The following is an 18,043-nucleotide window of genomic DNA, read 5'->3' as shown; positions in this document are numbered from 1 at the left end:
CCACCGCGGGGGTCAACCTGCGCCGACTCGGCGTGGGGGTCAGTCCTCGGACTTGCCGGAGTCGAGCCCGGTGGAGATCAGGTCCATCACCGAGGAGTCGGCCAGCGTGGTGACGTCACCGACCTCGCGGTGCTCGGCCACGTCCTTCAGCAGGCGGCGCATGATCTTGCCGGACCGGGTCTTCGGCAGCTCGGGCACGATCATGATCTGGCGCGGCTTGGCGATCGCGCCGATCTCCTTGCGCACGTGGTTGCGCAGCTCCTCGACGATGTCCTTGCCGCCGTCGCCGGCCTCCTCCCGCAGGATCACGAACGCGCAGACCGCCTGGCCGGTGTCCTCGTCCTTGGCGCCGACGACGGCCGCCTCGGCGACCTTCGGGTGCGACACCAGCGCCGACTCGATCTCGGTCGTGGAGAGCCGGTGGCCAGACACGTTCATCACGTCGTCGACCCGGCCGAGGACCCAGATGTCGCCGTCCTCGTCCTTCTTCGCGCCGTCGCCGGCGAAGTAGAAGCCCTGCTTCGCGAACCTCGACCAGTAGGTCTCCTTGAACCGGTCGTCGTCGCCCCACAGCGTGCGCAGCATCGACGGCCACGGCTCGGTGAGCACCAGGTAGCCGCCGGACCCGTTCGGCACCGGCTCGCCCTCGTCGTTGACGACCTCGGCGGAGACGCCCGGGATGGGCGTCATCGCCGAGCCCGGCTTGCCCGCGGTCACGCCCGGCAGCGGGCTGATCATGATCGAGCCGGTCTCGGTCTGCCACCAGGTGTCCACGACCGGGGTGCGGTCACCGCCGATCACGGTGCGGTACCAGACGTAGGCCTCGGGGTTGATCGGCTCGCCGACCGAGCCGAGCAGCCGCAGCGAGGACATGTCGTGGCGGTCCGGGATCTCCCGCCCCTGCTTCATGAAGGACCTGATCGCGGTGGGGGCGGTGTAGAAGATCGAGACGCCGTACTCCTCGATGATCTGCCACCAGCGACCGCGCTCTGGGCTGTCGGGCGTGCCCTCGTAGAGCACCTGGGTCGCGCCGTTCGCCATCGGTCCGTAGACGATGTAGGAGTGGCCGGTGACCCAGCCGATGTCGGCGGTGCACCAGTAGACGTCGGTCTCCGGCTTGAGGTCGAAGACCGCCCAGTGGGTGTAGGCCGAGCCGACGAGGTAGCCGCCGGTCGTGTGCAGGATGCCCTTGGGCTTGCCGGTGGTGCCGGAGGTGTACATGACGTAGAGCGGGTGCTCGGCGTCGAAGAACGTGACAGCGTGCTCCGTCGACGCCGAGTCCACGGCGTCGTGCCACCAGACGTCGACGGACTCGTCCCAGTCGACGTCCTGGCCGGTACGCCGCACCACCAGCACCTTCTCGACGGTGTGACCGCTCTCGGCGGTCTTCGCACGGGCCTCGTCGACCGCCGGCTTGAGGGCGGAGGGTGCACCGCGGCGGTAGCCCCCGTCGGAGGTGATCACGACGCGGGCGTCGCAGTCGATGAGCCGGGTGGCCAGGGCGTCGGAGGAGAAGCCGCCGAAGACCACCGTGTGCGGGGCGCCGATGCGGGCGCACGCGAGCATCGCGATGACGGCCTCGGGGATCATCGGCATGTAGATCGCGACCCGGTCACCGGTCCGCACGCCGAGGTCCGTGAGCGCGTTCGCGGCCTTGGAGACCTCGTCCTTCATCTCGGCGTAGGTCAGGGTGCGCTTGTCCTCGACGGGCTCGCCCACCCAGTGGAAGGCGACCTTGTCGCCGTTGCCGGCCTCGACGTGGCGGTCCACGCAGTTGTACGCCGCGTTGATCCGACCGCCGGTGAACCACTTCGCGAACGGCGGGTCGTCCCAGTCCACGACCCGGTCCCACTTCTGGTCCCAGGTCAGCCGCTCCGCCTGCTCGGCCCAGAAGGCCTCCCGGTCCTGCGCAGCCCGGTCGTAGGCCTCGGCCCGGAGGTTGGCGTGCTGGGCGAGCTCCGCCGGCGGCTCGAAGCGGCGCTCCTCGCGGGACAGGTTGGCCAGGGTCTGGTCAGAGGGGGTCTCTTCGCTCACGGTCTCTCCCGGATCTCGCTCGATGTGGCTCTCGCCACCCTAGGACGTGGGCCTCGCACGTGGATACGTCCCGGTCTTCCAGCGTGCACCGGCCGGGTTGGCCCCCGGTTGCCTAGCGGAAGTCGATGAGCAGCATGTCCGTGTCGGTGCCGTCCGAGACCTCCGGCTCCGCGGCGAGGGGGGTCTCGCCGGTCTCGTCGTCCGGCCCCGGCTCGTGCGCGACCTCCGGTTCCTCGGTGGCGCGTGGCTGGTCCACCACCACCGCCCGGAAGCAGCTGGACTCGTAGGGCAGCTGCATGCCGTCCATGCCCCGCCCGTAGTCGTCGTAGAACGCCAGCACCTCGGCGAGCTTCGCGGCCCGCGCCTCCTCGTCGAGCACCGCGACGTTGGAACGCGAGAGCACGAGGTCCTGGATCGATTCACGGTCGACGGTCTGCCAGAAGCGGAACGTCGTCGCCTCCACGAAGCCGAACAGCGCCGACTGCACCAGCGGCTCGGCCGGCTCGCGCAGCTGCTCCTGGGTGCCGATCAGCCGGCCGAGACGGCGTACCCACGGGATCCGTTCGTCGCGCTGGTTCCACACCAGCGCGAGGCGGCCGCGCGGCTTGAGGACCCGCGCGATCTCCGGCAGGGCACGCTCGAGGTCGAACCAGTGGAAGGCCTGGCCGCAGACGACGACGTCGACCGAGCGGTCGGGAGCCGGGATCTCCTCGGCCGACGCGACCGTCGTGCGGACGTCCGGGAGGTCGCGGCGCAGCACGGCCAGCATCGCCTCGTCGGGGTCGGTGGCGTGGACGTCGTGGCCGAGCGCGACCAGCTGCGCGGTGAGCTTCCCGGTGCCGGCGCCGAGCTCGAGGACGGTCACCGGCTGCTCGCCGACCAGCCACGCCGCCGCCTCAAGGGGGTACGACGGGCGGCCCCGGTCGTAGGCGTCGGCGACGGGACCGAAGGACCTCGCCCGGTCGGGGTTCCGGTCGTCCGAGGGGGGCTGCGGCGCATCACTCATCACCCATCACGTTACCGGCTGGGGGATGCCCGATCGGTGCGCCGTAGCCTTCACAGCCATGAGCGCGGATCCGCTGGCCTGGCTGACGAACCTCGAAGGCGTGCCGTCGGCGTACGCCGCGGCCCGCGACGGGATCGACGTGGTGCTGCGCGACCGCGGGCTGCGCCGCACGTCCCCCGAGACCACCGCGGAGTCGTTGCTCCGCGGGGCCCACGCGAGCGCGGTGCTCGAGGGATCCGGCTCCACGCTCGCCGAGGTCCGCGAGGGGACCGGGGACCAGGTCGCGCACGACGCCGTCCGGGTGTCGACCGAGCTGCTCTCGCTGACCCCGCTGCTGGCCAGGTCGCCCCTCCAGGCGCTGGCCCGCATCCACGCTCTCGCGGCCACCGGCAGCCTCCCCGCCGACCAGCTGGGCCGGCCCCGGGACGCCGCGTCCGCCGAACGGCTGCGCGGTCTGGCCGCGCTGCTCACCGCCACGACGTCGGCCCCGGCGCTGCTGCAGGCCGCCGTGGTGCACGCCGAGCTGGCGACGTTGGCCCCCTTCGCCTCCCACAACGGGCTGGTGGCCCGGGCGGCCGAGCGCCTGGTGCTGGTCGCCCGCGGGGTCGACGAGAAGTCGCTGGTGGTGCCGGAGGCCGGCCACCTGGCGCTGCGCGCGGCGTACGAGTCGAACCTGCGCGGGTACGCCGACGGCGGCCGGGCGGGCGTGCACGCCTGGGTCCTCTACGCGCCCGAGGCGTACGCCGCGGGTGCGGAGGCGAGCCCGCTGCGGCGCGCCGCCGACGACGCCTGAGCACAGGCCCCGGACGTGCGAGCGGCACCCGACTCGAGAAGATCCGGATGCCGCCGCTGACACGTGACTCCGATGGCTACCAAGCGTGCAACATCAACTGCTGCCCCGGGACCGCCCCGGTCTGGCAAGCGCCCTGTAGAAGGGTAGATCGCCGCGTGGGTACCCGGATCACGTGCTGTCCTGTGGAGTTCTGCCCCCGTTTCTACGCCCCATCGATCCCGTGTTCAAGGCTTGACATTCGGCGTCCGGGCGAGACGGATCAGGCGCCGAGCCGCCGCTTGCGGGCGTTGACCCACCACACGCCGCCCACGGCGACGACGCCGCCGACGGCCAGCGCGGCCAGGGTGGGCTTGGCCGGCGGGAGCGGCACCCGCGCCTGGAGCGCGACCGGCTTGCTGAAGACGAGGACGGGCCAGCCGTTGGCCGTCGCGATGCGGCGCAGCTCGCGGTCGGGGTTGACGGCGTGCGGGTGGCCGACCGCCTCCAGCATGTGCACGTCGGTCACGGAGTCGCTGTAGGCGTAACTGTGCTCGAGGTCGTAGCCCTCCTGCTCGGCGAGCTCGCGGATGGCGCGGGCCTTCTCCTCGGCGTAGGCGTAGTAGGCGATCTCGCCCGTGTACTTGCCGTCCTCGATCTCCATGCGCGTGGCGACCACGCGGTCGGCGCCGAGCATCTCCCCGATGGGGCCGACCACCTCGGTGCCCGAGGTCGAGACGATCACGACGTCGCGCCCGGCGAGGCGGTGCTCCTCGATCAGCGACACGGCCTCGTCGTAGACGAGTGGATCGACGATGTTGTGGAGCGTGTCGGCGACGATCTCGCGGACGGTCGCCACGTCCCAGCCGGCGCACAGCTGCGACATGAACTGCCGCATCTTCTCCATCTGGTCGTGGTCCGCCCCGCCGACGAGGTAGACGAACTGGGCGTAGGCCGACCGCAGCACCGCGCGCCGGGTGATCAGGCCTCCGGCCTGGAACGGTCGGCTGAAGGCCAGCGTGCTCGACTTCGCGATGATCGTCTTGTCGAGGTCGAAGAAGGCCGCGGTGGGGCGGTGCGCCATGGGCACATCGTAGGTGGGTACGCCGGCCGGCGGTCGCCGGTCCGGTTGTCGTCCCCAACCGCGTCTCCCGCGCGCGTCCTCCACAGGCCGGCGGAGGAGGCGGGTGTGCCCCCGCTGCTGACGGGGAGCCTGCTGCCATGACCGCGCCGCTGCTGATCACCCGTGACCGGACCCTGCTCGACGACCTGCTCCGCCTGGCGGCGGCCGCCGGGGTCACGCCCGACGTCGCCGCCGACGCAGCGGCCGCCCTCCGCACCTGGACGGCGGCCCCCTGGTCCTGCTGGGTGCCGACCTGGCGGCCGAGGTGGCGCGCACCCAGCCCGCGCGCCGGGCGCGCGTGCACCTGGTGGTGCCCGGCCCGGCCCCCGAGGCGCTGTTCCGCACGGCCGTGGCGGTGGGCGCCGAGGGCGTGGTCGAGCTGCCCCGGGCGGACGAGTGGCTGGTCGAGCTGCTGACCGACGTCGGCGACCACGACCGCGGTCAGGGGCTGCTCCTGGGGGTCGTGGGCGGCTCCGGGGGCGCCGGCGCCACGACCTTCGCGTGCGCCCTGGGGCAGGTCGCGTCGCGGCACGGGCCCGCGGTGGTGATCGACACGGACCCCCTGGGGCCGGGCGTCGACCGCGTGCTCGGGCTGGAGGACGACGAGGGCATCCGCTGGGACGCCCTGTGCCGGACCACCGGACGGCTCAGCGCCAGGTCGTTGCGCGACGCGCTGCCCCGGCGCGGGGACCTCGCGGCGCTGACCTGGCACGCGGCCACGACCCCCTCGCTGCCGTCGTACGCCCTCCGGGAGGCACTGTCGGCGGCACGCCGGGGCCACGACACGGTGGTGGTGGACCTCCCGCGGGCCTCCGACCAGCTGGTCGAGGAGGTGGCCTCCCGCTGCGACCTGGTGCTGGTGATGGTGGTCCCTTCCGTCGCGGGCGTCGCGGCGACGACGCGGCTGTGCGCGCGGGCTCTCGACCCGTCGCGGATGCGGCTCGTGGTGCGTGGTGGGGGCGTCGAGCCCGACGAGGTGGCCCGGGTGACGGGGGTCCCTGTCCTGACCAGGATGGCCGACCAGCGCGGGCTCGCCGAGGCCATCGACCTCGGCCTCGGGCCGGTGCGGTCGCGCCGGGGGCCGCTGGGTCGAGCCGCCGCGGACGTCCTCGGCAGGCTGGCGTTGACGCGGGCCGTGGCATGACCTCCGGTGCGGACGGATGGGCGGACGGGGACCTCGGGCTGGTCCGTGACCGGCTCGCCCGCGAGCCGGGCGAGGTCACCCCGCACCGCGTGGCCCAGGCCCTGCGTGAGTCGGGCCGACCGGTCGGCGACGCCACCGTGCTGGAGGTCTACGAGGCGCTGCGCCGCGACGTCGTGGGCGCCGGGCCGCTCGAGCCGCTGCTGCGGACGCCCGGGGTCACCGACGTCCTCGTCAACGGGCCGGACCGGGTCTACCTGGACCGTGGGGCGGGGCTGGAGCTCAGCGGGGTGCGGTTCCCCGACGAGGAGGCGGTCCGGCGCCTGGCCCAGCGGCTGGCGGCCGCCGGGGGGCGGCGCCTAGACGACGCCACGCCCCACGCGGACCTGCGGCTCCCGGACGGGACCCGCTTCCACGCGGTGCTGGCGCCGGTCGCCAGCCCGGGCACGCTGGTCTCGCTGCGGGTGCCGAGGGCCCGCACGTTCACCCTCGAGGAGCTGGAGGCGGCCGGGTCGCTGACAGCCGACGCCGGCGAGCTGCTGCGTGCGGTGGTCGTCTCCCGGCTGGCGTTCCTGGTCAGCGGCGGCACCGGCACCGGGAAGACCACGTTGCTGGCCGCCCTGCTGTCGCTGGTGCCACCGGACGAGCGGATCGTCCTCGTCGAGGACGCGGGCGAGCTGCGGCCGGCCCATCCCCACGTCGTGGCGCTGGAGGGGCGCCCGCCCAACATCGAGGGCGCCGGCGGGATCGACCTGCGGACCCTGGTGCGCCAGGCGCTCCGGATGCGTCCCGACCGGCTGGTCGTCGGCGAGGTGCGCGGCGCGGAGGTCGTGGAGCTGCTGGCGGCGCTCAACACCGGTCACGAGGGTGGCTGCGGCACCCTGCACGCCAACTCGGCGCTCGACGTCCCGGCGCGGGTGGAGGCCCTGGCCCTGGCCGCCGGGCTGGGCCGGGCCGCGGCCCACAGCCAGCTCGCGTCCGCGGTGGACGTCGTGCTGCACCTGACCCGCGACCGGGACGGCCGGCGCCGTCTGGGCCAGGTCGCCGTGCCCGAGCGGGGCCAGGACGGTCTGGTCCGGATGGTCACCGCCCTGGAGCTGGGCCCTGGGGGATCGGCGACCGTCGGCCCGGCGGGTGCCCGGCTCGTCGAGCGGCTCGGCCGATGACCCTGCTGCCGGCGCTGGCCGCCGCGCTGGCGGTGCTCCTGCTCGGGCCGGTGCGTCCCCGTGCCCAAGCCCCGACGGGTGCGAGCCGTGCGGCGTTGCTGCTCCCGGTGGCGGGTGCCGTGGCGCTGGCGGCCGGCCATCCCGAGGTCGCCGCGCCCACGGTGGTCGCGGCCGGCGCCCTGCTCGGTGCGGCGTGCCTCTGGGCTGCCCGGCGTCGCCGTCGCGAGGCCCGGGCGGTGGCCGGCCGGGTGCTCGAGACCTGCGAGCTGCTGGCCGCCGAGCTGGGGTCCGGCCTCCCGCCCGGTCGAGCACTCGACCGGGCTGCGGCGACGTGGCCGCCGCTCGCCCCGGCTGCCGAGGCGTTCCGGGTGGGCGCGGACGTACCGGACTCGCTGCGCCAGCTATCCCGGTCGCCGGGCGCAGCCGACCTGCGCCTGGTCGCCGCCGCGTGGCAGGTCGCCCACCGCACCGGGCACGGCCTCGCCCGGGCCGTCGACGCCGTCGCCGACGACCTGCGCGCCGCCGAGGCGAGCCGGAGGGTGGTGGAGGGCGAGCTCGCGTCGGCCCGCGCCACGGCGCGGATGGTCGCCGGCCTGCCGGTGCTCGCGCTGGCCATGGGCTCGGGCGCCGGGGGCGACCCGTGGGGCTTCCTGGTCGGGCGGCCGCTCGGCCTGGTCTGCCTGGCCGGCGGCATCGCGCTGGGGCTGGCCGGCCTGGCCTGGATCGAGGCGATCGCGCGGGACGTGGACCGGTGTCGGTGATGCCGTGGTCGGCCGTCGCCTGCACGGCGCTGGCGGTCGCGCTCGCCCTGCCGGGACGAGCCAGGCCCTCCCCAACGCGACCCGGTCCGCGGGAGGCGGCTGCCGGAGGGTGGATGCGTCGCCAGCGGGTGGTCCTCTCCCTGCTCGCCGGCGCGGCGGCGCTGCTGTTCGTGGGCGGCCCGGCCGGTGGCGTGGCGGCGGTCGTGGCGGGCGTCGGTGCGTGGGTCGCGATCGGTCGCACCGAGACGCCCGAGGCCCGGCGCGAGCGCGAGCAGGTGCGCCGCGACCTGCCGCACGTGGTCACGCTCTTCGCTGCCACGCTCCGTGCGGGGGCCGCGCCCGGTGACGGGCTGCAGGTCGTGTGCGGGGCACTGCCCGGTGCCGCGGCGGACCGGCTCGCGCTCGTGTCCGCCCGGCTCGCCCTCGGGCTCGACCCCGTCGGCGTCTGGGAGTCCCTCGGCTCCGACCCCGACCTGGCCCCGCTGGGCAGGACGCTGGCCCGGTCCCAGGCGACGGGCGCCGCCGTGGTGCCGGCGGTCGAGCGGCTGGCCGGGGACCTCGCCCGCCGGGCGCGCGCGGACGTCGAGGACCGGGCCCGGGCCGTGGGCGTGAAGGCGGCGCTGCCGCTGGGGTTGTGCCTGCTGCCCGCCTTCGTGCTGGTCGGGATCGTGCCCCTGGTCGCGGGCCTGCTGGCGAGCCTCGACCTCTGAGCAGTGGCCACCCGGCGTCCACCGTGCGTGCCCGGGCACGCCGCATCCACAGGCCGGACCCGCTGGCCCGCTCGAGGTCGACGGCATCGCCGAGCCTCGTCGTGGGCGGTCGCACCGGCGGCCGCACTCACTCCGAGAGGCGATCCATGTCCCTGAACACCCAGCTCCTGAACACCCAGCCCCTGACCACCGGGCCCCTGACCACCGGGCCCCTGACCACCCGGCCCCTGACCACCCGGCCCCCGGGCCGCCCCTCCCGGGCACCCGCGCGCAACGAGGCCGGCATCACGACCGCGGAGTACGCCGTCGGCACCGCCGCCGGCGCCGGACTGGCCGGGCTGCTCTACAAGCTGCTCACCGGCGGCTTCGGCAACCAGCTGCTGCACACGCTGTTCGACCACGTGCTGGGCCTGCTGGGCGTCGGGTGAGGACGGTCCGGGCCGCGGTGCCCCACCGGCGCGACGACCGTGGTGCCGCCACCGCCGAGCTGGCGATGTCGCTGCCCCTCCTGCTGGCGGTGACGGTCGGCCTGGTGTGGCTGCTTGCCGTGGGCGCCGCGCAGATCCGGGTCGTCGACGCGGCGCGCGAGTCCGCCCGCGCGGCGGCTCGTGGGGAGGGGGAGGCCGAGGCCGTCGCCCGGGGGCTGCAGGTGGCGCCTCCGGGCAGCACCATCACCGTCCGAGCGGACGCCGACCGGGTGACCGCCTCGGCGGTGGCCCGGGCGTCGGGCCCGGGCGGGGTGTTCGACCTGTTCCCGCCCGTCACCCTGAGGGCCGACGCGGTCGCCGCGCTGGAGCCCTCGCCGTGACCCGGTCCGACCGGGGCTCGGTGAGCGTGGTCGTGGTGGCCTGCCTGGGGGTGCTCCTGCTCCTCGGGGCCGCGCTGGGCGTGGTGGCGGCCATGGTGCGTGCCCACCGGCAGGCCCAGGCGGCGGCCGACCTGGCGGCGCTCGCGGTGGCCGGGGCGGTCGTCGGCGGTGGAGACGCCTGCGCAGCGGGGGCCGGCATCGCGGCCGCGAACGGCGCCCGGCTGGTCGGGTGCGCGGTGGACGGCCGCGACGCCCTGGTCCGGGTCGAGGTGACGGGGCCGCACTGGCTCGGCCAGGAGGGGGACCTGTCGGCCGAGGCCCGGGCCGGGCCGGGGTGAGGGCTGCTCGGCCGGGACCGGGGCTCAGGCCCCGGTCGACCCGCCGAGCAGCACGTCGAGCAGCCGCGCCGCCCCGGCCTTGTCGAGCGGGTTGTTCTGGTTGCCGCACTTGGGCGACTGGATGCACGAGGGACACCCCTCGACGCAGCCGCACGCCTCGATGGCCTCGCGGGTGGCGGTCAGCCACTCACGGGCTGCGGCGAACCCCCGCTCGGCGAACCCCGCGCCGCCCGGGTGGCCGTCGTAGACGAAGACGGTCAGTCGGCCGGTGTCGGGGTGGACGGCCGTGGAGACGCCACCGATGTCCCAGCGGTCACACGTGGCGAAGAGCGGCAGGAGCCCGATCGAGCAGTGCTCGGCGGCGTGCGCGGCCCCGGGCAGGTCCTGCTCGGCCAACCCGGACTCGGCGAGCACGTGCTCGGGCACGGTCCACCAGACCGCGCACGTGCGCAGCGACCGCTCGGGCAGGTCGAGCGGCTCCTCCCCGATGACGTCACCGCCGGGCTGGCGACGCTTGAGGAAGGACACGACCTGGTGCGACACGTCCACGTCGCCGAAGGAGACCCGGCAGTCCGCCCAGTCCCGGTGGGCGCGCTCCGCGACGATCGAGATGTCGGTGACCTCGCGGGCCGACGTCGAGTAGTCGGGCTCGGCCCGCTCGATCACGGCGACGTGGTCGTCGAGGTCGAGCGAGGTGACGAGGTAGGTCTCGCCGCGGTGCACGTAGACGGCGCCCTGGTGGGCGGCGCCGTGGGCGCTGGCGGCGTCGACGGTGCCGACGACCCGACCGGTCCCGGCCTCGACGAGCTGCACCGGCGAGCCGCCCGTGGAGCGGATGTCCGCCAGGTCGGCGGCCCGGCGCCGGTCGGTCCAGAACCACCCGCGCGGTCGGCGGCGCAGCAGCCCGGCCTCGGTGAGCTGGTCGATCACCTCCGGCGCGGTGGGCCCGAACAGCGGCAGGTCGGCCTCCGTGAGCGGACGTTCCTGGGCGGCCGCACACAGGTGCGGGCCGAGGACGTAGGGGTTGCCCGGGTCGAAGACCGTCGACTCGACGGGCCGTCCCAGCAGCGCCTCGGGGTGGGTCACGAGGTAGGTGTCGAGCGGGTCGTCGCGGGCCACCAGCACCCCGAGCGCGTCCTGCGCGCCGCGCCCGGCCCGGCCGACCTGCTGCCACAGGGCGGCGCGGGTGCCGGGGAAGCCGGCCATCAGCACGGCGTCGAGGCCACTGATGTCGATGCCGAGCTCGAGGGCGTTCGTGGCGGCGAGCCCGGTCAGGTCGCCGCGACGCAGCGCCTGCTCGATGGCCCGGCGCTCCTCGGGCAGGTAGCCGCCCCGGTAGGACGCCACCCGCCCGGGCAGGCTCGGGTCCACCTCGGCGAGCAGGTCAGCGGCGGTCATCGCCACCTGCTCCGCCCCGCGCCGGGAACGGACGAAGGCGAGGGTGCGGACCCCCTCGGCCACCAGGTCGGCCAGCAGGTCGGCGGTCTCGGAGGACGCCGCGCGGCGGACCGGGGCGCCGTTCTCGCCGCCGCCGGACGTGAACGGCGGCTCCCACAGCGCCAGTGACACCTCGCCGCGGGGCGAGGCGTCGTCGGTGACCGCCTCGACGTCGGCGCCGACGAGGCGCCGGGCGGCGACCTCGGGCTCGGCGACCGTGGCGGAGGCCAGCACGAAGGTCGGGTGAGCGCCGTACGCCGCACAGATCCGGCGCAGCCGGCGCAGCACGTGGGAGACGTGCGCGCCGAACACCCCGCGGTAGTGGTGGCACTCGTCGACGACGACGTAGGAGAGCGAGCCCAGGAACGACGCCCAGCGCGCGTGCCCGGGCAGCAGCGAGCGGTGCAGCATGTCGGGGTTGGTGAGGACGTACTCGCCGTGGTCGCGGGCCCAGTCGCGCTGGTCGCGGCCGCTGTCCCCGTCGTGCGTGGTCACCCGGACGTCGAGCCCGAGGCCGGTGAGCCCCGAGAGCTGGTCCTGCGCCAGGGCCTTGGTGGGAGCCAGGTAGAGCACGGTGGCCCCGCGCTGGCCGCGGGGGCCTCGGGCGGCCCGGATCGCGGTCAGGGCCGGCAGCTGGTAGGCCAGCGACTTCCCCGAGGCGGTCCCGGTGGCCAGCACGACGTGCCGCCCGGCGTGGGCGGTGTCCGCCGCGAGCGCCTGGTGGGACCACGGACGCTCGACGCCGCGGGCCACGAGGGCGGCGACCACGTCGGGGTCGGCCCAGGCCGGCCAGTCGCTGGTCCGGGCGGCGCGGGACGGCAGCACCTCGAGGTGCGTCAGGCGCCCCTCACGACCGGGCACGGACGCCAGGCGGTCGACCACCTGACCCGTGCTCCGGGGCACGATCCCGACCGCAGATTCCACGCTCTCAGTCTCGCAAATGGCACCGACAGTGGACGGCGCGCATCAACAGAGTCTTTACTTCTTTGTGCGTGCGAAGGGTGCGCGTGGTTTTATTGTGCTGGCCGAGTTTCGGGGCTTGCCGCCACGACTGACTCGGCAACCAGCCGTTTCGTTCCTCCAGGGGAGATCTTGTGGACTTGACTCTTGCGACGCGCGACGTCGATGGGAAGACCATCGTTGCCGTCGGGGGCGAGATCGACGTCTACACCGCGCCCAAGCTCCGGGACAAGATCACCGAGCTGGTGGCCGCCGGTGTCTACGACCTCGTCATCGACATGGAGGAGGTCGAGTTCCTCGACTCCACCGGTCTCGGCGTCCTGGTCGGCGGCCTGAAGAAGGTCCGGGCCCACGACGGCTCCCTGCAGCTGGTCTGCAACCAGGACCGACTGCTGAAGATCTTCCGGATCACCGGCCTGGCGAAGGTCTTCGTCATCCACGAGTCGGCCGAGGCCGCGCTCGCCGCCAACTGACCGCGGCCCCGCCTCGCCAGACCGGCTCCTGACCGGTCCTCCCAGCCCGCCGAGCCTGCCCGACGGGCTGGTCGAACGTGCTCGCCCGGAGCTGACGGTGCGCCGACTCCGCGACGCGCCGTGTGGCCCCGGTCACATCTAGGCGCATCGAGGCGCCCTCGCGTGCGTAGACTCCCCGCAGTTCGTGAGACATGCATCACTCCCTCGATCGCGCAGGAGGAATCACATGGCGGGGACGCATCCCTTCGTCGTGGACGTCTCCGGCGGCAATCTCGTCCTGGTCATCGTCGTCGCACTGATCGCGCTGGGCGCGCTCGCGATGGCAGCGATGTTCCGCCAGGAAGTCATGGCCGCCGGTGAGGGCACCGACAACATGAAGAACATCGCCCAAGCGGTGCAGGAGGGCGCCGACGCCTACCTGCAGCGGCAGTTCCGGACGCTGGCGATCTTCGCGGCGGTCGCGTTCTTCGCACTGCTGGCGCTGCCCGCCGACGACGCGACCGTGCGCATCTTCCGCTCCGTCTTCTTCCTCGTGGGAGCCGGCTTCTCGGCCGCCGTGGGCTACCTCGGCATGTCGCTGGCGGTCCGCGCCAACCTGCGCGTGGCGGCCGCGGCGAACACCACCGGCCGCGAGGCCGCGATGACCATCGGCCTGCGCACCGGCGCCATGGTGGGCATGCTCACCGTGGGCCTGGGCCTGCTCGGCGCGAGCCTCGTGGTGATCTTCTTCCAGGACCAGGCACCCAAGGTGCTCGAGGGCTTCGGCTTCGGTGCCGCGCTGCTCGCCATGTTCATGCGAGTGGGTGGCGGCATCTTCACCAAGGCCGCCGACGTCGGTGCCGACCTGGTCGGGAAGGTGGAGCAGAACATCCCGGAGGACGACCCGCGCAACGCGGCGACCATCGCCGACAACGTGGGGGACAACGTCGGCGACTGCGCCGGCATGGCCGCCGACCTGTTCGAGTCGTACGCCGTCACCCTGGTCGCGGCGCTGATCCTCGGGTCGCAGGCGTTCGGGGACAAGGGCCTCGTCTACCCCCTGCTGATCCCGGCGATCGGCGCGCTGACCGCCGTCATGGGCGTCTACGTCACCAAGCCGCGCGCCGGGGAGAACGGCCTCACCACGATCAACCGGGCGTTCTACATCTCGGCCGGCGTCGCCGCGGTGGCCAGTGTGATCCTCTCGTTCGTCTACCTGCCGACGTCGTTCGACGACTTCTCCGGCGTCGGTGGCAACACGCTCGACGAGCTCTTCGGTGGCCAGTCCGACGGCAACCCGGCCCTGATCGCGTCGATCGCGGTGGTGATCGGCATCGTGATGGCCGCCGGGATCCTCGCGCTCACCGGCTACTTCACCGGCACGGAGCACCGCCCGGTCAAGGACGTCGGGAAGACGTCCCTCACCGGGGCCGCGACCGTCATCCTGTCCGGCCTGGCGGTCGGCTTCGAGTCGGCGGTCTACACGACGCTGGTGATCGCAGCCGCCGTCTTCGGGGCCTTCCTGCTCGGTGGCGCGTCGCTGACGGTGTCGCTGTTCGCGGTCGCCCTCGCCGGCTGCGGGCTGCTCACGACGGTCGGGGTGATCGTGGCCATGGACACCTTCGGCCCGGTCTCCGACAACGCCCAGGGCGTGGCGGAGATGTCCGGCGACGTCAGCCCCGAGGGAGCACAGATCCTCACCGAGCTCGACGCGGTCGGCAACACGACCAAGGCGATCACCAAGGGCATCGCGATCGCGACCGCCGTGCTGGCGGCGACCGCGCTGTTCGGGTCGTACTCCACGTCCGCCTTCGAGGCGCTCGCCGAGGCCAACCCGACCCCGGACGAGTTCAAGATCTCCGACTTCTTCGTGTTCAACCCGGCGGTGCTCGTCGGCGTGCTCCTCGGCGCCGCGGTGGTCTTCCTGTTCGCCGGCCTGGCGATCAACGCGGTCGGCCGGGCAGCCGGCGCGGTGGTCTTCGAGGTGCGTCGCCAGTTCCGCGAGATCCCCGGGATCATGGAGGGGACCGGCCGTCCGGAGTACGGCCGCGTGGTGGACATCGTCACCAAGGACTCCCTGCGCGAGCTCATCACCCCGGGCATCCTGGCGGTGCTGGCGCCGGTGGCGGTCGGTTTCGGGCTCGGGGTCACCGCGCTCGCCGGCTTCCTCGCCGGTGCGATCGGCGCCGGCACCCTGATGGCGGTCTTCCTCGCCAACTCCGGTGGCGCATGGGACAACGCCAAGAAGCTCGTCGAGGACGGCCACCACGGCGGCAAGGGCTCGGACGCCCACGCCGCCACGGTCATCGGCGACACGGTGGGCGACCCGTTCAAGGACACCGCCGGCCCGGCGATCAACCCGCTGATCAAGGTGATGAACCTGGTCTCGCTGCTCATCGCCAGCGCCGTCGTGTCCATGGGTGTCGGCAAGGACCAGAACGACCCGCTGCGCATCATCATCGCGCTCGTCGCGGTCGCGATCATCGCCGGCGCGGTCTACGTCTCCAAGCAGCGCCAGGTGTCGATCGGCGACGGTGTCGACGAGCCGCCCGCGCCGCCGGCCGCTCCGCCGGCGGCTCCGCACGCCGACCCCGCCGGTGAGACCCGACCGCGGGCCTACACGCCGGACGCTCCGCCGCCCCCGGCGGACCCGGCGCCGACGCAGCAGTTCGAGCCGCCGACGCACTAGCCACCAGCACCACGACGCCGGCCCCCGGAGCCCTCGCTCCGGGGGTCGGCGTCGTCCGGGCGACGGCCGCCCGTGACGCCCCGTGTCGAGAGGACGGTCACACCGCCCCCGTGGGGCACCACGCGGGTGAGGCGGCAGCAGCGGTTGCCCCCTACTGTCGACGGGTGACGACCAGCGACCTTCCCCAGCGGCTGCGCGCTGCCCTCTCCCTGGCCGGCTTCACCTACGACGCGGTGGCCGAGGCCCTCGGGCCGCTCGCGCACGACGCGCTCGGCCGCAACGAGACCACCCCGGGCCTGCGCGCCACCGCCGGCGGCTCCCCGCTCGAGACCCTGATCCGGATGTTCCTGCTGCAGGCCCCGGTGGAGCTCGCGGCCGCCGAGGCCGCGCTCCCGGGACTGCTCGGCCCGATGGCCGCCGAGGGTCTGGTCGAGCAGACCGTGGGCGAGGTGGCGGCCCGCATGGACGTGCGGCCGTACGCCACCGGCGAGCTGGCCGGTGACCGGGACCTGTGGGTGGTCAGCGACCTCACCCCCGGGCTCGACGGGCAGCAGGTCCGGGTCCGCGCCGACCACGTGCTCGGGATCAGCTCGGCCTCGACCTCGCTCGCGCAGCTCACCCTGCGGATGCCCGTCGGACGTTCGCTCGACCTCGGCACCGGCTGCGGAGTCCAGGCCCTGCACCTCGCCCAGCACAGCGACCGGGTGGTCGCGACAGACGTGAACGCCCGTGCCCTGTGGACGACCCGGTTCAACGCGGCTCTCAACGAGGTGGGCGACCGGGTCGACGTGCGGGACGGTTCGCTGTTCGGCCCTGTCGAGGGTGAGCAGTTCGACCTGATCGCCACCAACCCGCCGTTCGTGATCTCACCCGCCACCGGGGAGCAGCTGGTCTACCGCGACTCGGGGCTGCCGGGCGACCGGGTCGTCGAGGACATCGTGCGGGCCGCGCCGGAGCACCTCACCGAGGGTGGCTGGTGCCAGGTCCTGGCCAACTGGGTGATCTCGAAGGACCGGCCCTGGGACGACCGCCTGGCCTCGTGGCTCGCCGACGACTGCGACGCCTTCGTCGTGCAGCGCGAGGTGCTCGACCCTGCGGCGTACGTCGAGCTCTGGCTCAAGGACGCCGGCCTGCACGGTGCCGGGGACTACCTGGTGCGCTACGACACCTGGCTGTCGTGGTTCGAGGAGCAGGGGGTCGAGGGGATCGGCTTCGGGTGGATCAACCTGCGCCGGCGCGGCGCCCAGCAGGTGGGCAGCCCGGCCCGGGAGCTCCTCGAGTGGCCCTACGACGTGGAGCAGCCGATCGCCCCCGCGATCCACGACTGGTCGACCTCGGCGGGTGCGGAGGTGACCGCCGACTCCCTGCTGGTCGTGCGCCCCGACGTCCAGCAGGAGACCCTCGGCGCCCCGGGGGCCGAGGACCCCGAGGTGGTGGTCCTGCGCCAGCAGCGTGGCCTGCGCCGGGCCCGCCAGGTCGACACGGTCGAGGCGGCGCTGGTCGGTGCCTGCGACGGGGAGCTGACCGTGGGCCAGATCCTCGACGCGCTCGCCGAGCTGCTCGACCTCGACGCCGGGCAGGCGCGCACGACGTACCTCCCGACCGTCCGCGAGCTCGTCGCCGAGGGCTTCCTGCAGGCCTGATCCGGGGCCGGTTCAGGCCGCGTCGGTGGCGGCCTCCCGGGCGGCCAGGGCCCGGTCGCGCATCCGGACCAGTCGTCGGCGGGTCGGGGAGCACAGCAGCTCCGCGCGGCCGAGCGGCTCGAGCGCCGGTGCTCCCTGGGGTCGCCACCAGCGGCCCTGGCCGAGGTCCCGGAACCCGACGAGCGCCCTGCGTACCGTGCTGCCGTAGCCGGAGAGCGGCGTCGACAGTGCCAGCGCCTCCTGCACGCGGGCCATCGTCAGCTCGCCCTGCGGCCGGAAGGACCCGTTGGCCTTGCCGACCGCCCAGCAGATCCCGCCCGCCAGGTGCGCCGCGGACCGCGCGCCGGTCACCGTCTCGGGCTCCTCGTCCCACAGCAGGAGCAGCGCCCGGCGCAGCGCGATCGCCGTCTCGGGGTCGAACATGCGGGCGGCGACCGCGTCGAGCAGCTCGGCGGTCGTCTCGAGGCGGCTGCGGGCACCGGCGTCGGGCGTCTCGGTGGGGAGGTCGCACCCGTCGTCGTCGAGGGGGGCCTCGGCCAGTCCGGTGACGGCGGCCGGCCCGCCGCAGACGTCAGCGAGCCAGTCGAGCGCCCGCTGCCACGGCGGCCGCGGGGGAGGAGCCGGCTCGGCCCGGAAGAGCTCGCGGTCGAACTGGTCGGCGTAGCGCTGCCAGCGGGTGCCGGCCACCGGTTCGGACCAGGTGTCCACCAGCCTCCCGTCCACCAGCACCAGGTGCGTGAGCCGCTCGAGGGCGGGCGGGGGCACCTCGGCGGGATCGTGGTCGCCGAGCCAGGGGTGGTCGTGGTCGTCGTACATCGTGCTCCTCCGAGCGGGGTCGCGGGTGTGTGGAGGCCCACGCTGGCACCTTCGGGCCGTCCCTCGCCGAGCTCCTCCACAGGGCGGGGCCGGACGGCCACGGGAGTGCGATCTGTGGAAGACGCGCTACCGTGAGCGGCCTTGGGCCCCGCAGCGGTGGCCCGTGCAGCAGGTGAAGCAGGAGAAGGAA

15 protein-coding genes and 1 pseudogene are annotated in these 18,043 nt (G+C 74.3%); 11 read left to right on the top strand and 5 right to left on the bottom strand.

From position 1 onward, the window contains the following. Positions 1-39: 39 nt before the first annotated feature. Positions 40-2,034: an acetate--CoA ligase gene (gene acs, locus ACZ43H_RS17875; RefSeq protein ID WP_464585132.1), complete on the bottom strand. Its 1,995-nt coding sequence runs from the start codon at positions 2,032-2,034 to the stop codon at positions 40-42. Between the two features lie 112 nt (positions 2,035-2,146). Next, positions 2,147-3,040, bottom strand: a complete 894-nt coding sequence (locus ACZ43H_RS17870; RefSeq protein ID WP_464585130.1) for a class I SAM-dependent methyltransferase — start codon at positions 3,038-3,040, stop codon at positions 2,147-2,149. A gap of 58 nt (positions 3,041-3,098) precedes the next feature. On the opposite strand from ACZ43H_RS17870, the gene ACZ43H_RS17865 reads away from it, so the two are divergent. Continuing rightward, positions 3,099-3,833, top strand: coding sequence for a Fic family protein (locus ACZ43H_RS17865; RefSeq protein WP_464585128.1), 735 nt, complete (start codon positions 3,099-3,101; stop codon positions 3,831-3,833). A gap of 259 nt (positions 3,834-4,092) precedes the next feature. Here ACZ43H_RS17865 and ACZ43H_RS17860 read toward each other — a convergent pair whose 3' ends face one another. Next, positions 4,093-4,893: an HAD family hydrolase gene (locus ACZ43H_RS17860; protein ID WP_464585127.1), complete on the bottom strand. Its 801-nt coding sequence runs from the start codon at positions 4,891-4,893 to the stop codon at positions 4,093-4,095. Between the two features lie 137 nt (positions 4,894-5,030). Between ACZ43H_RS17860 and ssd the strand changes: the two are divergent. From ssd to ACZ43H_RS17825, 7 genes and pseudogenes are all read left to right on the top strand, one after another. Further along, positions 5,031-6,076, top strand: a pseudogene (ssd, locus tag ACZ43H_RS17855) (septum site-determining protein Ssd). Beyond that, complete coding sequence (locus ACZ43H_RS17850; protein ID WP_464585126.1) at positions 6,073-7,239, top strand: TadA family conjugal transfer-associated ATPase; 1,167 nt, start codon at positions 6,073-6,075, stop codon at positions 7,237-7,239. Before ssd ends, ACZ43H_RS17850 begins: the two are co-directional and overlap by 4 nt. Further along, positions 7,236-8,000 (top strand): type II secretion system F family protein, encoded by a 765-nt coding sequence (locus ACZ43H_RS17845; protein ID WP_464585124.1) that lies wholly within the window; start codon positions 7,236-7,238, stop codon positions 7,998-8,000. Before ACZ43H_RS17850 ends, ACZ43H_RS17845 begins: the two co-directional genes overlap by 4 nt. A gap of 113 nt (positions 8,001-8,113) precedes the next feature. Further along, positions 8,114-8,710 carry a type II secretion system F family protein gene (locus ACZ43H_RS17840; RefSeq protein WP_464585122.1) on the top strand — a complete coding sequence of 199 codons (597 nt, stop codon included), beginning with the start codon at positions 8,114-8,116 and terminating at the stop codon, positions 8,708-8,710. 146 nt (positions 8,711-8,856) lie between these two features. Beyond that, a complete protein-coding gene (locus tag ACZ43H_RS17835; RefSeq protein WP_464585120.1) occupies positions 8,857-9,138 on the top strand; it encodes a DUF4244 domain-containing protein in 282 nt (93 codons plus the stop codon). Beyond that, on the top strand, positions 9,135-9,518 hold the full coding sequence (locus ACZ43H_RS17830) for a TadE family type IV pilus minor pilin (RefSeq protein ID WP_464585118.1): 384 nt from the start codon (positions 9,135-9,137) through the stop codon (positions 9,516-9,518). Before ACZ43H_RS17835 ends, ACZ43H_RS17830 begins: the two co-directional genes overlap by 4 nt. Beyond that, entirely contained in the window at positions 9,515-9,856 is a 342-nt protein-coding gene (locus tag ACZ43H_RS17825) for an Rv3654c family TadE-like protein (RefSeq protein ID WP_464585116.1), read from the top strand. Before ACZ43H_RS17830 ends, ACZ43H_RS17825 begins: the two co-directional genes overlap by 4 nt. Before the next feature lie 24 nt (positions 9,857-9,880). Here the strand turns inward: ACZ43H_RS17825 and ACZ43H_RS17820 are convergent, their stop codons facing one another. Beyond that, the gene (locus tag ACZ43H_RS17820; protein ID WP_464585114.1) at positions 9,881-12,217 is read right to left on the bottom strand and encodes a DEAD/DEAH box helicase; all 2,337 of its coding nucleotides are present in this window, start codon (positions 12,215-12,217) and stop codon (positions 9,881-9,883) included. Between the two features lie 170 nt (positions 12,218-12,387). Between ACZ43H_RS17820 and ACZ43H_RS17815 the strand changes: the two genes are divergently transcribed. From ACZ43H_RS17815 to ACZ43H_RS17805, 3 genes are all read left to right on the top strand, one after another. Then, complete coding sequence (locus tag ACZ43H_RS17815; protein ID WP_379177299.1) at positions 12,388-12,726, top strand: STAS domain-containing protein; 339 nt, start codon at positions 12,388-12,390, stop codon at positions 12,724-12,726. 226 nt (positions 12,727-12,952) lie between these two features. After that, the gene (locus tag ACZ43H_RS17810; protein ID WP_464585111.1) at positions 12,953-15,394 is read left to right on the top strand and encodes a sodium-translocating pyrophosphatase; all 2,442 of its coding nucleotides are present in this window, start codon (positions 12,953-12,955) and stop codon (positions 15,392-15,394) included. Between the two features lie 164 nt (positions 15,395-15,558). After that, a complete protein-coding gene (locus tag ACZ43H_RS17805; RefSeq protein ID WP_464585110.1) occupies positions 15,559-17,037 on the top strand; it encodes a DUF7059 domain-containing protein in 1,479 nt (492 codons plus the stop codon). A gap of 12 nt (positions 17,038-17,049) precedes the next feature. Here the strand turns inward: ACZ43H_RS17805 and ACZ43H_RS17800 are convergent, their stop codons facing one another. Beyond that, complete coding sequence (locus tag ACZ43H_RS17800; protein ID WP_464585108.1) at positions 17,050-17,853, bottom strand: hypothetical protein; 804 nt, start codon at positions 17,851-17,853, stop codon at positions 17,050-17,052. Between the last annotated feature and the right edge of the window lie 190 nt (positions 17,854-18,043).

It is taken from the genome of Nocardioides sp. DN36, from assembly GCF_055380375.1.
The sequence above is the reverse complement of the archived record's forward strand: the minus strand, read 5'-3'. Positions and strand labels throughout refer to the sequence as shown.